The organism is Streptomyces sp. B93 (genome assembly GCF_018070565.1).
Lineage (GTDB): Bacteria > Actinomycetota > Actinomycetes > Streptomycetales > Streptomycetaceae > Streptomyces.
In genome coordinates this window covers 389,774-404,430 of the sequence record NZ_JAGPXL010000001.1, presented here as the reverse complement: position 1 = coordinate 404,430, position 14,657 = coordinate 389,774, and the positions used below count along the sequence as shown (strand labels likewise).

Sequence of the window (14,657 nt, the reverse complement as noted above, 5' to 3'; positions counted from 1 at the left end):
GCACCCGGTGCCTTGCTTTCGAAGGGTTTACGCAGGTCGGGCAGCGTCTGAGTGGAGTCGCGCTCGAATGACGCGGGCCTCCGCGGGTCACCCTACGGCCTGCCGCCCGGGTGCCGGTGCGACCAGTTCAGGAACACCCCGCAGGACACCAGGGCCCATCCCGCCAGCACCAGGAACGGCAACGCGTGCTGATGGCCCGCGAAGTACACCGCCGTGTGCTGCGCGTTGACCGAGGCCCCCGGTGGCAGCCAGCGGCCGATCGTCGCCAGCGGCGAGGGCAGCAGCGCCCAGGAGACCGCGCCGCCCGACGACGGATTGCCGAGCAATACCATCAGGCCCCAGGTCGGCAGCATCGCCCAGCGGCCGATCAACGTGTTGAACAGGGTGAACACCATGCCGCTGGCGAACATCGTGAGCGCCAGGATCAGCCAGGACTCCGGGAACGGCAGCTCCAGCGCCCCCAGCAGCCAGTCCGCCGCCGCCACGATCGCCAGCCCGCCGAGCAGCGCGTACGCCGCCGTGAACGCGATCCGCTCCAGCGGATTGAGCGCCCGCGCGTGCACGCTCAGCTGGATCGCCCCGACGAAGCCGATGATCACGGCCGCCAGCGAGATGTAGAAGACGGCCAGCCCGCGCGGATCGCCCTTCTGGAGCGGCTTGAGGTCCCGCAGGACCACCTCGACCCCGGTCTCGCGGCCGACCTCCGGCGCCGCCTCGGCGAGCACCTCCGCGACCGACGCGCCCGAGGCGCTGGAGAGCTGGAGTTCGACGCTCCGGCCGTCGTCCCGGACGTCGAAGATGCCGAAGACGTCCTGCTCCTCCACCGCCGTCCGGGCCGCGGCCGTGGTGGCGTACGGGTGCACCTTCACGGACGCGTTCAACGCCCGCTCCATGCCGTCGAGGAAGGCCGTGCCCCGCTGCTGCTCGTACCGGCCCACCACCGCCATCGGGATGGAGCGCGGGGTCGGGTCGGCCATGGCGTACGTGTAGGACCAGGCGAACAGGCCCGCCGCCGCGGAGACGATCAGCGCCAGCACCGTCGCGGGCAGGAACGGCGACTCCCTGAACCGGTCCCAGCGCCGCTGGGGGGCGGGGGGTGTGCCGTGCGGCATGTCCGACATGCCGGTCACCCTAGGGCAAGCCGGGAGTGCTTCCGGGAAGCGGCTCGCTCAGCGCTCGTGCCGGGGCGCGCAGCCCAGCACATGCGCCTTCACCAGGTCCGCGATCCGCGGGTCCCGGCGGCGGAACGCGGCCACCAGCTCCTCGTGCTCCTCCGCGTACGACTGCTGCACCGTGCCCAGCCAGCGGATCGACAGCGCGGTGAACACCTCGATGCCGAGCCCCTCCCAGGTGTGCAGCAGCACCGAGTTCCCGGCCGCGCGGACCAGCTCCCGGTGGAAGGCGACCGTGTGGCGGACCTGGGCCGTGCCGTCCGAGTTGCGGTCGGCCTCGTAGAGCGCGGTGACATGCGGTTCGAGCGCCGAGCAGTCCTCGGCCAGCCGCACCGCCGCCAGCTCCGCCGCGATCGCCTCCAGACCGGCCCGGACCGGATAGCTCTCCTCCAGGTCGGCGGCGGTCAGGTTCCGCACCCGTACGCCCTTGTTGGGCGCGGACTCGATCAGCCGCAGCGACTCCAGCTCGCGCAGCGCCTCCCGGACGGGTGTCTGGCTGACCTCCAGCTCCGTCGCGATCCGCCGCTCCACGATCCGCTCGCCCGGCTGCCAGCGCCCGCTGATGATCCCCTCGAGGATGTGCTCGCGGATCTGTTCGCGCAGCGAGTGGATGACGGGCGCGGTCATGAGGGCTCCTTCGGGTGGGGCGCACCGGCCCCCGGGGCGTTCGACGTTGAGCAACAATACGGCGGCCCGGCCTTCGGGGAAGGGCGCACGGGGGCGCTTTCGCGCAGGTGAGACGAGACTTACACGGCCGGGTAACGTACGGCGCCCCCGCCCGGAGGTCTCCGGACGGGGGCGCCGCAGGGCTTCGGCGAGGCTGTTACAGCCCCAGCTCGACCTCGAACTCGCCCGCCTCCAGGATCGCCTTGACCGCCGTCAGGTAGCGGGCGGCGTCGGCGCCGTCCACCAGACGGTGGTCGTAGGAGAGGGTCAGGTAGGTCATGTCGCGGACGGCGATGACCGTACCCTCCTCCGTCTCGATGACGGCCGGACGCTTCACCGTGGCACCGAGGCCGAGGATCGCGACCTGCCCCGGCGGCACGATGATCGTGTCGAAGAGCGCGCCGCGCGAACCGGTGTTGGAGATGGTGAAGGTGGCACCAGCCAGCTCGTCCGGGGTGATCTTGTTGCCGCGGACCTTGCCCGCCAGTTCGGCCGTGGCCTTGGCGATACCGGCGATGTTGAGGTCACCGGCGTTCTTGATGACCGGGGTCATCAGGCCCTTCTCGGAGTCCACCGCGATACCGACGTGCTCGGTGTCGAAGTAGGTGATGGTCCCCTCGGCCTCGTTGATCTTGGCGTTGATGGCCGGGTGGGCCTTCAGCGCCTGCGCGGCGGCCTTGACGAAGAACGGCATCGGGGAGAGCTTGACGCCCTCGCGCGCCGCGAACGCGTCCTTGGCCTGGGCGCGCAGCCGCATCAGCCGGGTCACGTCGACCTCGACCACCGTGGAGAGCTGGGCCTGCTCGTGCAGGGCCTTGACCATGTTGTCGCCGATGAGCTTGCGGATCCGCGGCATCTTCACGGTCTGGCCACGCAGCGGGGAGGCCTCCAGGACCGGCGCCTTCCTGGCGGGAGCGGCCGGAGCGGCGGCGGCCGGAGCCGGGGCAGCGGCGGCGGCCTTCGCGGCCTCGGCGGCGGCGAGGACGTCCTGCTTGCGGATGCGGCCGCCGACGCCGGTGCCCTTGACGGTGGACAGGTCGACACCGTTCTCGGCGGCGAGCTTGCGCACCAGCGGGGTGACGTAGGCGCCCTCGTCGGTCGGCTGCGCGGCGGCCGGGGCGGCCGGGGCCGGGGTGACCGGAGCCGGAGCCGGGGTCGGCGCGGGGGCCGGGGCGGCGGGCTGGGCCGGAGCGGCCGGAGCGGCAGCGGCGGGGGCCGGGGCCGCGGGGGCCTCGGGGGCCGGAGCGGCGGGCGCGGGGGCGGGAGCCGCGGGGGCGGCCGGGGCAGCGGCGGCGGGCGCCGGAGCCGGGGCGGCCGGGGCGGGGGCGGCGGCCGGAGCCGCGCCCGGGGCGCCGATGACGGCCAGCTTGGCGCCGACCTCGGCCGTCTCGTCCTCGCCGACCACGATCTCCAGCAGCACACCGGAGGTGGGCGCCGGGATCTCGGTGTCGACCTTGTCCGTCGACACCTCCAGCAGCGGCTCGTCGGCCTCGACGCTGTCACCGACCGACTTCAGCCAGCGGGTGACGGTGCCCTCGGTGACCGACTCGCCCAGCGCGGGCAGCACCACGTCGGTGCCCTCGGCGGAACCGCCACCGGCCGCGGCCTCTGCGGTCGGGGCCGGAGCGGGGGCGGCCTGCTCGGTGGAGGGGGCGGCCGGGGCCTGCGCGGCCGGGGCGGCCGTCGGGGTCGGCGCGGGCTCGGGGGCCGGGGCCGGAGCGGCCTCGGCGGCGGGCGCCGGGGCGGCGGCGGGGGCGCCGCTGCCGTCGTCGATCACGGCCAGCTCGGCGCCGACCTCGACCGTCTCGTCCTCGGCGACCTTGATGGAGGAGAGGACACCGGCGGCGGGCGAGGGGATCTCGGTGTCGACCTTGTCGGTCGAGACCTCGAGCAGCGGCTCGTCGGCCTCGACGCGCTCACCCTCGGCCTTCAGCCAGCGGGTGACAGTGCCCTCGGTGACGCTCTCGCCGAGCGCCGGAAGGGTTACGGAAACCGCCATGGTTTCGGTTGCTCCTAACGAATTGCGGAAGTCTGTGTCGTCGCGTCCGTGGACCGAAGGCTCAGTCGTGGGCGTGGAGGGGCTTGCCCGCGAGGGCCAGGTGGGCCTCGCCGAGCGCCTCGTTCTGCGTCGGGTGGGCGTGGATCAGCTGGGCGACCTCGGAGGGCAGCGCCTCCCAGTTGTAGACCAGCTGGGCCTCGCCGACCTGCTCGCCCATACGGTCGCCGACCATGTGCACGCCGACCACCGCGCCGTCCTTGACCTGGACGAGCTTGATCTCGCCCGCGGTCTTCAGGATCTTGCTCTTGCCGTTGCCCGCCAGGTTGTACTTCAGAGCGACGACCTTGTCCGCGCCGTAGATCTCCTTGGCCTTGGCCTCGGTGATGCCGACGGAGGCGACCTCGGGGTGGCAGTACGTCACCCGCGGCACACCGTCGTAGTCGATCGGGACGACCTTCAGACCGGCGAGCCGCTCCGCGACCAGGATGCCCTCGGCGAAGCCGACGTGCGCGAGCTGGAGCGTCGGGACCAGGTCGCCGACCGCGGAGATGGTGGGGACGTTCGTCCGCATGTACTCGTCGACGAGGACGTAGCCGCGGTCCATGGCGACCCCGGCCTCCTCGTAGCCCAGGCCCTGGGAGACCGGCCCGCGGCCGACCGCCACCAGCAGGATCTCGGCCTCGAACTCCTTGCCGTCGGCCAGGGTGACCTTGACGCCGTCGGCGGTGTACTCGGCCTTCTGGAAGAAGGTGCCCAGGTTGAACTTGATGCCGCGCTTGCGGAAGGCGCGCTCGAGGAGCTTGGAGCTGTTCTCGTCCTCGACCGGGACGAGGTGCTTCAGGCCCTCGATGACGGTGACCTCGGTGCCGAAGGACTTCCACGCCGAGGCGAACTCGACGCCGATGACGCCGCCGCCGAGGACGATCGCGGACTTCGGCACGCGGTCCAGGACGAGGGCGTGGTCCGAGGAGATGATCCGGTTGCCGTCGATCTCCAGGCCCGGGAGCGACTTCGGTACGGAACCGGTCGCCAGGAGCACGTGGCGGCCCTGGATCCGCTGGCCGTTCACATCCACGGAGGTGGGGGAGGACAGCCGGCCCTCACCTTCGATGTAGGTGACCTTCCGGGAGGCGACGAGCCCCTGGAGGCCCTTGTACAGGCCGGAGATCACGTCGTCCTTGTACTTGTGGACCCCGGCGATGTCGATGCCCTCGAACGTGGCCTTGACACCGAACTGGGCGCTCTCGCGCGCCTGGTCGGCGATCTCACCCGCGTGGAGCAGGGCCTTGGTGGGGATGCAACCCTTGTGCAGGCAGGTGCCGCCGACCTTGTCCTTCTCGATCAGGGCGACGTCCAGGCCCAGCTGAGCCCCGCGCAGGGCCGCGGCGTAACCACCGCTGCCACCGCCGAGGATCACTAGGTCGAAAACGGTGCTGGCGTCGTTCGCCACGTCACGTCCTCCATGCATGTGCGCCACGCCGGTCTGCGGTGACCGGTCGGCGGCTGGTGTCCGGCCGCTCTATTGTTCTCGGCCCTTCGGTGGGGCCCTGTCCTGCCGTGCCCCATCTTCGCACCTGTCGCCCCCCGACGAGACGCGGGGCCGGGGTGTGAGACGTCCCACGTCCCGCGACCGACCTCGGGGGAGCGCACCTCGGGGGCGCGGGACCGTGTCGATATGCGGCTGCCGCCGCGTGTGCGCGACCAGCCCCCACGCCCCCGCAGTCGCGCGACGGCCGGAACCGTCGGCTCAGTGGGCGGCGGTCACGCCAGATCCCCCGAGGCCGCCAGCTCGGCAACCCGCACCAGCGTCCGCACCGCGGACCCCGTCCCGCCCTTGGGCGTGTACCCGAACGGCCCGCCCTCGTTGAACGCGGGCCCCGCGATGTCCAGGTGCGCCCAGGTGATCCCCTCGCCCACGAACTCCCGCAGGAACAGCCCGGCGACCAGCCCGCCGCCCATCCGCTCACCCATGTTGGCGATGTCCGCGACCGGCGAGTCCATCCCCTTGCGCAGGTGCTCCGGCAGCGGCATCGGCCAGGACGCCTCCCCGACCTCCGCCGACGCCCCCACGACCGCGGAGCGGAACGTGTCGTCGTTGGCCATGACCCCGAACGTACGGCTGCCCAGCGCCAGCATCATCGCCCCGGTCAGCGTCGCCACGTCCACGATCGCGTCCGGCTTCTCCGCGGACGCCGCCCACAGCGCGTCCGCGAGGACGAGCCGCCCCTCGGCGTCGGTGTTGAGCACCTCCACCGTCTTGCCGCTGTACATCCGCAGCACGTCACCGGGCCGGGTCGCGGAGCCGGACGGCATGTTCTCGGCGAGCGCCAGCCACCCGGTGACGTTGACGTCGAGACCCAGCCGCGCCGCGGCGACCACGGCCGCGAAGACCGCCGCCGCGCCGCTCATGTCGCACTTCATCGTCTCGTTGTGGCCCGCGGGCTTCAGCGAGATGCCGCCGGAGTCGTAGGTGATGCCCTTGCCGACGAAGGCGAGGTGCTTCTTCGCCTTGGAGGAGGTGTACGACAGCTTCACCAGCCGCGGCGCGGAAGCCGAGCCGGCGCCGACGCCGAGGATGCCGCCGTAGCCGCCCTTGGCGAGCGCCTTCTCGTCGAGCACCTGCACCTTGATGCCGTGCTCCTTGGCCGCGGCCTGGGCGACGGCGGCGAAGGCCTCCGGGTTGAGGTCGTTGGGCGGGGTGTTGACCAGGTCGCGGGCGCGGTTCAGCTCCTCGGCGACGGCGGTGGCACGCTCGGCGGCGGCCTTGTGGGCCTTGTCGCGGGGCTTGCCGCCGAGCACGGCGACCTCGGCGAGCGGAGTCTTGCCGTTGCCCTTGCCGTTCTTGCCGTTCTCCTTGTACGCGTCGAAGGAGTACGCCCCGAGCAGCGCGCCCTCGGCGATCGCGCCGACCGCGGCGGCGTCGGCGACCGGCAGGGCGTAGGCGGCCTTCTTGGTCCCGGCCAGGGTGCGGGCGGCGACACCGGCCGCCTTGCGCAGCGCCTCGGCGTCGTACGCGCCGTCCTTGCCCGGCGCGGCGCCCAGGCCCACCGCCACCACGAGCGGCGCCTTGAAGCCGGGCGGCGCGGGCAGCTTCGTCACCTCGCCCTCGGCTCCCGAGGCACCGAGCGTCTCGAGGACGCCCGCGAGCCTGCCGTCGTAGGCCTTGTCCACGGCCTCGGCGCCCGGTGCGACGACCGGGGCCTTGTCGCCCTTGGCGACACCGATCACGATCGCGTCGGCCCGCAGGCCGGGCGCCGCGGCGGTGCTGAGAGTGAGAGCAGTCACGGTGGTGAAATCTCGCTTCCGATGTGAAGTTGCGGTGGCCGAACGGGTCGGGTCGGCCGGGCCCGATCAGCCGACCCTAGACCCTGTCCTCACGACGTAGCCCACGGCGCTGTCCTCACCTGGGCGGGCACGTCGGGGACGAGCCTACGCGCGTAAGAGCGTTCGCTCATTCCTGCGGTCGTTCACCTGTGAGTGACGTCGTGGTCGTTGCCGATCCTCGCACCCGACGACCCGGGTCACACGCGTCGGGTGCGGCGAGCGCGTCGCCCGCCGTACGGCGCGGCTGACCGCCCCGGCATGCTGGGGGCACGTTGCCGCCCACCCTGGAGTCCGCCCGGTGAGACGCCCCACCCTGCTCGTCGCCCTGCTCGCGCTGCTGCTGACGGCGGGCTGCGCCGCCGCCCCCGACCGGGACGACGGGTCACCCGCTCCGGTCTGGCGGCCCGAGCCCGGCACCGCCTGGCAGTGGCAGCTCAGCGGCCGGCTGGACACCTCCGTGGACGTGCCGGTCTACGACATCGACGGCTTCGACCACGACGCGGACACCGTCGCCGCACTGCACCGGGACGGCCGCAAGGTCATCTGCTACCTGTCCACCGGCGCCTGGGAGGACTTCCGCCCCGACGCCGACGACTTCCCCGCGTCGGTGCTGGGCCGGGGCAACGGCTGGGAGGGCGAGCGCTGGCTCGACATCCGCCGTACCGACGTACTGGAGCCGCTGATGGCGGCCCGGATGGACATGTGCCGGGAGAAGGGCTTCGACGCGGTGGAGCCGGACAACATGGACGGCTACCGCAACCGCACCGGCTTCCCGCTGACCGCCGACGACCAGCTCCGCTACAACCGCCTCGTCGCCCGGCTGGCCCACGAGCGGGGCATGGCCGTCGGCCTGAAGAACGACCTCGGCCAGATCCCGGAGCTGGTCGACGACTTCGACTTCGCCGTCAACGAGCAGTGCGCCCAGTACGACGAGTGCGCCGCGCTCCGGCCGTTCATCGCGGCGGACAAGGCGGTCTTCCACGTCGAGTACGAGCTGCCGACCGGCGACTTCTGCCCCGAGGCGCGGCGGCTGCGGCTCAGCTCGCTGCTCAAGAAGTACGAACTGGACGCATGGCGGCGGGCGTGCTGAACCCCAGCGCGGTCACCGTCGTCCCCGCGACCCGGTCGGCGAGGGACCGCCCGCCGGGGGAGAGCACCGGCACCGCGTTGAGCAGGAAGAAGACCACCGCCGCCGCCCACACCAGCACCGACAGCACGAACTGACCCTCGATCAGCAGCACACAGGCCAGGGCGTAGACGAGCACGTCCGCGACGGTGGTCACGGCCGCCCGCAGGGCCGCCCGCCCCCTTGCGGCCGACTCCACCCTGAGCCCGAGCAGCGCCTTGCCGACCGTGCGTCCGAGCAGCGCCAGACAGGCCCACTGGTAGAGGAACGCGATCACGACCAGCGCGCCGAAGGCCTGTTCGACGTAGAGCACCGTCTTGTTCCACAGCGACAGCCCGAGCCCCTGCGACGCCTCGACGACATCGCCGCGCGAGGTCACCAGCTCCCAGCCGCTGCGGGTGGCGAGGTCGGGCACGTCGGCGAAGAGCGTGGAGATCCGGTTGAAGGTCAGCACGGCCAGCAGCGAGGCCGCCGCGACCACCAGCGTGAAGTCGATGGACCAGGCCACGGCACGACGCAGCTTGGGCATGGAGGGTCCCCCCGAGGACGACGGTGTGGGTACGGCGGGGGCGACCCGGTGTCACCCCAGAGACAGGGACATCACGACGAGCGAGACGGTTGCGGCGGTCTCCGCCAGCCCTCCGAAGACGTCCCCCGTCACCCCGCCGAAGCGGCGCGTGCAGTGCCGCAGCAGCGACTCGGCCGCGGCGAGCGCGGCGACGAGCGCGCACCCGGTACGGAGGATCTCGCCCGCGCCGAACGAGAGCCCTCCGACGGCCGCCGCGACGGCCACCACGGCGACGGCGGCGCCCGCCGCCCGCCCCACCGGCACGACCCCGGCGACCGCCGCGCCCAGGCCCTCCGGCCGGGCCGCCGGTACCCCCGCCCGCGCGGCCAGCGTCAGCGCCAGCCGGGCCGCGACCGCGGACACGGCCGTGGCGAACGCGCCACGCGACCAGGACTCGCCGTACACCTGGGCCAGCGCGGCGGTCTGACCCAGCACCACGAACACCAGGGTGAGCACCCCGAACGGCCCGATGTCCGACTGCTTCATGATCCGCAGGGCGTCCTCGGCGGGCTTGCCGCTGCCCAGCCCGTCCGCGGTGTCGGCCAGCCCGTCCAGGTGCAGCCCCCGCGTGAGCACGGCGGGTACGGCCACGGCCGCGACCGTGGCGAGCAGGGGGGCCGCGCCCAGCGTGAGCAGCAGCAGCGCGGTCAGCGCGGCGGCGCCCCCGACCGCCAGTCCGACGACGGGCGCCGCGAGCATGCCGCCGCGGGCGGCCTCCCGGTCCCAGCGGGTCACCCGTACGGGCAGGACGGAAAGGGTCCCGAAGGCGAACCGGAGACCGTGCAGGGCGGGAGTCGTGAACACGCCGGAAGGCTACGTGAGCGGCCGGTCACGCCCACCACCCGGGCAAACTGGTGCATATGGGCTCATGGCTGAACCGCAACATCGTCGAACCCGGGAAACTCCCCCTGCTTCTCGCGCTGACGGCCTTCGTCCTCACCTTCCTCGTCACCCGCCTGATCACCCGTCTGATCCGGGCCGGGAAGGGCCCCTTCGGCAACGTCAGCACCGAGAGCGGCCTGCACATCCACCATGTCGTCCCCGGTGTCGTCCTCACGGTCGTCGGCGGCTTCGGCGCGGTGGCCGCGGGGCGGGAGGGCGTCGCCGGGGCGCTGGCCGCGGTGGTCTTCGGCATCGGGGCGGGGCTGGTGCTGGACGAGTTCGCGCTGATCCTGCACCTCGACGACGTCTACTGGTCCGAGGCGGGCCGCCAGAGCGTGGAGGCGGTGGTGCTCACCGTGGCCCTGGTCGGCCTGGTCCTCGCCGGTTTCTCGCCCTTCGGCGTCAACGGCGTCACGGAGGACGAACTCGACAACCGGGGCTCGGTGATCAGCACGGTCGCGATCAACTTCCTCTTCTCCCTCATCGCCCTCGGCAAGGGGAAGTTCCGCATCGCGGTCTTCGGCGTGATCATCCCCGTCGTCGCCATGGTCGGCGCGGTCCGTCTGGCCCGCCCCGGCTCCCCCTGGGCCAACCGCTTCTACGCCCGCCGCCCCCGCGCCCGCACCCGCGCGGCCCGCCGCGCCGCCCAGCACGACCGCCGCTGGTCGGGCCCCCAACGCACCTTCCAGAACTGGATCGGCGGCACCCCGGACGAGGAACTCGAGCCGAAGCGGCAACTGCCGCCGGGCGGCGACGGCGACCACTGAAGCCCGGCGCGGAGCCGGACGCCCTCCGGCGGGGGCCGACCGCCGGGCTCGTCGCCGCCTGGCCGGGGAGGGCTGGGGTGCCGGGGCGGCAGCGCTCGGCCGCCGCCCACCTGTCGGTGCCTGGGCTGCCCCATCCGTGGGCGTCCGGGCTGCCCACCTGTCGGTGCCTGGGCTGCCCACCGTTCGGCACCCGGGTGCCCGGGGCCGAGGGCCCGGTCGCCGACCGCCCGGCAATGACGGCCTGCCCCGCCCGTCGCCCTCCTACGGAGCCCCGTGCCGCGGTGCCTCCGGCGGCGAAGACGTCGCGGCGACCGTCCGCCGCCCCGACCCGGCTCCCGCCCGGCGGAAGCCGCCCGCGCCTACTGCGCCGTACGGTCCGCCCGGGTGTCGTCGGCGTCGGCCTCCCGGCCTGCGTCCGCTTCCGGGCCCTCGCCCGTCCGGGCGGCCTCGTCTGCCCCGGCCGTGGCGTCGGCCCCGGCGTCAGCGTCGGCCACCCCGGCGTCAGCCACTGCCCCCGTGTCACCCTCCGCCCCGGCGTCAGTCACCGCCGCGTCCTTCTCCGAGTGCTCGGGCAGTTCCGCCGCGAGTGCCGCCGCTGCCTGTACCAGGGGCAGGGCCAGGAGGCCGCCCGTGGCCTCGCCGAGGGTCACGCCGTGGTTCAGGAGGGGTTCGAGGGCCATCCGGTCCAGCGCCTTGGCCTGGCCCGGCTCCCCGCTGCTGTGGGCGGCCAGCCACCAGTCCGGCGCCCGGAACGCGACGCGCTGCCCGACCAGCGCGCACGCCGCGGCGACGACCCCGTCCAGGACCACCGGCATCTTCCGCACCGCGCTCTGGAGCAGGAAGCCCGTCATCGCGGCGAAGTCGGCCCCGCCCACCGCCGCCAGCAGCGCCAGCTGGTCGCCGAGCACGGGCCGGGCCCGCCGCAGCGCGTCCCGGATCGCGGCGCACTTGCGCATCCACGCCAGGTCGTCGATGGGCACGCCACCGCGCCCGGTGACCACGGACGCGTCCGTCCCGCACAGCGCGGCCACCAGCACGCCCGCCACCGTGGTGCCGCCGACGCTCACATCGCCGAGCACCACCAGGTCGGTCCCCGAGTCGGCCTCCTCGTCGGCCACCGCGATCCCGGCCCGGAACGCTGCCTCGGCCTCCTCGAGGGTCAGCGCGTCCTCGATGTCGACACGGCCGCTGCCGCGCCGCACCCGATGCCGTACGACGTCCTCGGGCAGCGTCCCCGGGTCGCAGTCCAGCGCCATGTCGACGACCCGCACCGGCACCCCGAGCCGCCGCGCGAGCACCGACACCGGCCGCCCGCCCTCCAGGACGTCCCGCACCAGGCCGGCCGCGCTGCCCGCGGGCCGCGCCGACACCCCCAGCCCGGCGATGCCGTGGTCGGCGGCGAAGAGCACCACCCGCGGCCGTTCGATCGCCCGCACCGGCACCGCGCCCTGCGCCGCGGCCAGCCACTCACCCAGCTCGTCGAGGCGCCCGAGCGCACCGGGGGGCACGATCTGACGCTCCCGGCGCGCCTCGGCGTCGCGGCGCACCGCACTGTCGGGGCGCTCGATCAGATCGGTGAAGTCGTCGAGATTCAGCGAACTCATTCGCCGAACAGTACCGGCCCCGCTCGAACAGGTCAGCGCCCCATGGCGAGCATCGCGCCACCACCGCACGACGACGTCGTTGCACCCAAGATCCCGATCCCATAAGTTCCGGTTTGACAATAATCGCGCCGTATGTTCTCGCGCCGCCGGGAGCCGCCATGCCCGCACCCCTCACCCGACTCGCGGCCGACCGCCGCCGTACCGCGTACCTCGCCCGGCTCGCCCTGGACACCGACCGCTTCTTCGAGGAGCGCCGCGCCGTCTGCCCCTGGTGCGGTTCGGCCCGTCTGCACACCCGCCCCCCGGCCCGCGGCGGCCTCACCACCGACGAGTGCCTCGACTGCGCCCATGTCTTCCAGAACCCCCGCCTCGCCCCGGAGGGCATGGCGTTCTACGACGGTGACCCGGCCGCCCGCGCCCCCCGGCCCGTGGCCACGCGCCGCCGCCACCGTGCCGCGGCCCGCGCCGTGCCGCGCCACCTGGAACCGGAGAGCTGGCTGGACGTGGGCACGGGCGACGCCGAATTCCCGCGAGCGGCGAGGGAGTTCTTCCCCTACACGGCCTTCGACGGCACCGACCCCACTCCCCGGGTGCTGCGGGCCCGCGCCGCCGAGCACGTCGAGGAGGCCTACGTCGGCGCGTTGGCGACCCCGGCCCTCACCGCCCACCTGCGCTCGCGCTACGACGTGGTGAGCGTCCTCCACCACCTGGAACGCACCCCGGACCCGGGCGCCGAACTCCGCGCCGCCCTCGCCGTCCTGCGCCCCGGCGGCCACCTCCTGCTGGAGCTGACCGACCCGGCCGGCCCCCGCCATCTGTTCGGCCCCCGGCCCCCGCACACCCTGCACCTCTTCCCGCGCGGGAACATCGAGGCGGAACTCCGCTCCCAGGGCTGCGAGATCCTCGCCCCGCCCCGCCGCGCCCCCTGGACGACCAGCTACCGCGTCCTGGCCCGCAAGCCCACCACGACCGCACACGCCATCCCGGCCAGGCCCGCCGCCCCGCCTACCCCCGCAGTACCACCGCCTGCCCCGCCACCACCAGCACCACCTGCTCACACTCCGCCCCGAACCCCGCGTTGAGCCGCCCCAGTTCGTCCCGGTAGCGCCGCCCGGACACCGTCGCGGGCACGATCCCCGACCCCACCTCGTTCGACACCGCGACCACCACGCGCCGTGCCGTGCGCACCGCCTCCGTCAGCTCCCGCACCCGCTCCCGCAGCGCCCGCTGTCCGCCGTCCGTCCACTCGGCGTCGTCCCACGCCCCGACGGAGTCCATCGCGTCGGTGAGCCACAGCGACAGACAGTCGATCAGCAGCGGCGGCCCGTCGTCCTTCAGCAGCGGCACCAGATCGCACGTCTCCACGGTCCGCCACGACCCCGGCCGCCGTTCCCGGTGCGCCGCCACCCGCTCCGCCCACTCGGTGTCCCCGCCCCGGGTGCCTCCGGTGGCGACATAGACGACGTCGGGGAACGCGGCCAGCCGCCGCTCGGCCTCCACGGACTTCCCCGACCGGGCGCCGCCCAGCACCAGCGTGCGCCGCGGCACGTCCGGTACGTCCTCGTAGACACCCACCGTCAGCCTCGTACCGTCGGGAACGGCCCGCGCCCCCGCGGCGGCGAGCCGACGTCGCAGCTCCGCGCCCGGCGGCACGTCGTGGCCGAGATGGACGGCGACCACATCGGTGGTCGGCCCCACCGCGCCGACCGACCGCAGCCGCGCCAGCGCGTCCGGCCGCCCGACCACATCGGCGAGGACCATGTCGTACGCCTCGCCCGCCCCGGACGCCTCCTCCAGGCCCGCCGGCGCGCCCCCCGGCGGCAGGTACAGCAGCCGCTGCCCGTCCGGCCCGGTCACCGCGTACCCGGTCCCCGGCGCGTCCATCGCCACCGCCCGCACCCGGTGCCCCGTCAGCAGCGCCAGCTCCCGCCCGTCCGGCACCCGGCCCGGCTGCGGCACCCCGGCCGGTACCTCGACGGGCGGCCCGTCGTGCGGATGCGACAACAGCACCTGCCGTACGCCGCCCAGCGACCGCCCGGCCCGCGCCGCCGCGAACGCCGCGCCCGGCGTCAGGTCGAGCAGCAGCGAGCCGTCGAGGAGCGCGGCGGTGGCCGCGCGCGCGTCGGGCCCGAGCGCGGTGGCGCAGGCCGCGCAGGGACAGTCGGGACGGGGCAGGCCCTCCGGGGCACCGGTGCCGAGCAGTGTCAGTTCCACGCCCTGATTTTCCCGTGCCGGTGGTGCTCTTGCGCGTCCGGCTAGGCTCTCGGCAGGAGCCGGACGAAGATCGGCTCCTGGTTCCTTGCCGGTGCTGACATCTGGGAGGCGTACATGGCGGCGTGGACGTGGCGGTTCGAGAAGGCCGACGGGACGGAGGTCCAGCCCGCGGTGGAGCCGGAGGAGTTCACCACGCAGGGGGACGCGGAGTCCTGGATCGGCGAGAACTGGAAGGACCTCCTCGCCGGTGGCGCGGACCAGGTGCGGCTGTTCGAGGACCGCACCGAGATCTACGGCCCCATGAGCCTGCACGCCGCCGACGAGTCCTGATCGCG

13 protein-coding genes are annotated in these 14,657 nt (G+C 73.9%); 4 read left to right on the top strand and 9 right to left on the bottom strand.

Annotation, left to right across the window (positions count from 1 at the left end; translation table 11 throughout):
- Window positions 1-92 precede the first annotated feature (92 nt).
- The 5 genes from KBY47_RS01890 to KBY47_RS01870 form a co-directional block, all read right to left on the bottom strand.
- Window positions 93-1,121, bottom strand: a complete 1,029-nt coding sequence (locus tag KBY47_RS01890; protein WP_210919058.1) for an ABC transporter permease — start codon at window positions 1,119-1,121, stop codon at window positions 93-95.
- A gap of 48 nt (window positions 1,122-1,169) precedes the next feature.
- Window positions 1,170-1,799 (bottom strand): GntR family transcriptional regulator, encoded by a 630-nt coding sequence (locus KBY47_RS01885; protein WP_210919057.1) that lies wholly within the window; start codon window positions 1,797-1,799, stop codon window positions 1,170-1,172.
- Window positions 1,800-1,995: 196 nt separating this feature from the next.
- Window positions 1,996-3,837, bottom strand: a complete 1,842-nt coding sequence (gene sucB / locus KBY47_RS01880) for a 2-oxoglutarate dehydrogenase, E2 component, dihydrolipoamide succinyltransferase (protein ID WP_210919056.1) — start codon at window positions 3,835-3,837, stop codon at window positions 1,996-1,998.
- Window positions 3,838-3,898: 61 nt separating this feature from the next.
- Window positions 3,899-5,287, bottom strand: a complete 1,389-nt coding sequence (gene lpdA / locus KBY47_RS01875; protein WP_210919055.1) for a dihydrolipoyl dehydrogenase — start codon at window positions 5,285-5,287, stop codon at window positions 3,899-3,901.
- Window positions 5,288-5,598: 311 nt separating this feature from the next.
- Window positions 5,599-7,122, bottom strand: a complete 1,524-nt coding sequence (locus KBY47_RS01870) for a leucyl aminopeptidase (RefSeq protein WP_210919054.1) — start codon at window positions 7,120-7,122, stop codon at window positions 5,599-5,601.
- A gap of 337 nt (window positions 7,123-7,459) precedes the next feature.
- Between KBY47_RS01870 and KBY47_RS01865 the strand changes: the two genes are divergently transcribed.
- On the top strand, window positions 7,460-8,251 hold the full coding sequence (locus tag KBY47_RS01865) for an endo alpha-1,4 polygalactosaminidase (protein WP_210919053.1): 792 nt from the start codon (window positions 7,460-7,462) through the stop codon (window positions 8,249-8,251).
- On the opposite strand, the gene KBY47_RS01860 is transcribed toward KBY47_RS01865, so the two are convergent.
- Window positions 8,211-8,816: an RDD family protein gene (locus KBY47_RS01860; protein ID WP_210919052.1), complete on the bottom strand. Its 606-nt coding sequence runs from the start codon at window positions 8,814-8,816 to the stop codon at window positions 8,211-8,213. The genes KBY47_RS01865 and KBY47_RS01860 overlap by 41 nt on opposite strands.
- A gap of 51 nt (window positions 8,817-8,867) precedes the next feature.
- Window positions 8,868-9,659 carry an adenosylcobinamide-GDP ribazoletransferase gene (locus KBY47_RS01855; protein WP_210919051.1) on the bottom strand — a complete coding sequence of 264 codons (792 nt, stop codon included), beginning with the start codon at window positions 9,657-9,659 and terminating at the stop codon, window positions 8,868-8,870.
- A 56-nt stretch (window positions 9,660-9,715) separates the two neighbouring features.
- Here KBY47_RS01855 and KBY47_RS01850 point away from each other — a divergent pair, with 56 nt between their 5' ends.
- Complete coding sequence (locus KBY47_RS01850; RefSeq protein WP_210919050.1) at window positions 9,716-10,504, top strand: hypothetical protein; 789 nt, start codon at window positions 9,716-9,718, stop codon at window positions 10,502-10,504.
- A 359-nt stretch (window positions 10,505-10,863) separates the two neighbouring features.
- On the opposite strand, the gene cobT is transcribed toward KBY47_RS01850, so the two are convergent.
- A complete protein-coding gene (gene cobT, locus KBY47_RS01845; RefSeq protein ID WP_210919049.1) occupies window positions 10,864-12,108 on the bottom strand; it encodes a nicotinate-nucleotide--dimethylbenzimidazole phosphoribosyltransferase in 1,245 nt (414 codons plus the stop codon).
- A 158-nt stretch (window positions 12,109-12,266) separates the two neighbouring features.
- Between cobT and KBY47_RS01840 the strand changes: the two genes are divergently transcribed.
- Entirely contained in the window at window positions 12,267-13,190 is a 924-nt protein-coding gene (locus KBY47_RS01840; RefSeq protein ID WP_210919048.1) for a class I SAM-dependent methyltransferase, read from the top strand.
- Here the strand turns inward: KBY47_RS01840 and KBY47_RS01835 are convergent.
- Window positions 13,114-14,322, bottom strand: coding sequence for a bifunctional adenosylcobinamide kinase/adenosylcobinamide-phosphate guanylyltransferase (locus tag KBY47_RS01835; protein WP_210919047.1), 1,209 nt, complete (start codon window positions 14,320-14,322; stop codon window positions 13,114-13,116). The two genes, KBY47_RS01840 and KBY47_RS01835, sit on opposite strands and share 77 nt — an antisense overlap.
- A gap of 114 nt (window positions 14,323-14,436) precedes the next feature.
- Here KBY47_RS01835 and KBY47_RS01830 point away from each other — a divergent pair, with 114 nt between their 5' ends.
- A complete protein-coding gene (locus KBY47_RS01830) occupies window positions 14,437-14,652 on the top strand; it encodes a hypothetical protein (protein ID WP_210919046.1) in 216 nt (71 codons plus the stop codon).
- Window positions 14,653-14,657: the final 5 nt, after the last annotated feature.

Coding starts and splice junctions, on each gene's coding strand:
- KBY47_RS01890 (WP_210919058.1), bottom strand. CDS start 1,121: ATGTCGGACATGCCGCACGGCACACCCCCCGCCCCCCAGCGGCGCTGG.
- KBY47_RS01885 (WP_210919057.1), bottom strand. CDS start 1,799: ATGACCGCGCCCGTCATCCACTCGCTGCGCGAACAGATCCGCGAGCAC.
- sucB (WP_210919056.1), bottom strand. CDS start 3,837: ATGGCGGTTTCCGTAACCCTTCCGGCGCTCGGCGAGAGCGTCACCGAG.
- KBY47_RS01860 (WP_210919052.1), bottom strand. CDS start 8,816: ATGCCCAAGCTGCGTCGTGCCGTGGCCTGGTCCATCGACTTCACGCTG.
- KBY47_RS01850 (WP_210919050.1), top strand. CDS start 9,716: ATGGGCTCATGGCTGAACCGCAACATCGTCGAACCCGGGAAACTCCCC.
- cobT (WP_210919049.1), bottom strand. CDS start 12,108: ATGAGTTCGCTGAATCTCGACGACTTCACCGATCTGATCGAGCGCCCC.
- KBY47_RS01840 (WP_210919048.1), top strand. CDS start 12,267: ATGCCCGCACCCCTCACCCGACTCGCGGCCGACCGCCGCCGTACCGCG.
- KBY47_RS01830 (WP_210919046.1), top strand. CDS start 14,437: ATGGCGGCGTGGACGTGGCGGTTCGAGAAGGCCGACGGGACGGAGGTC.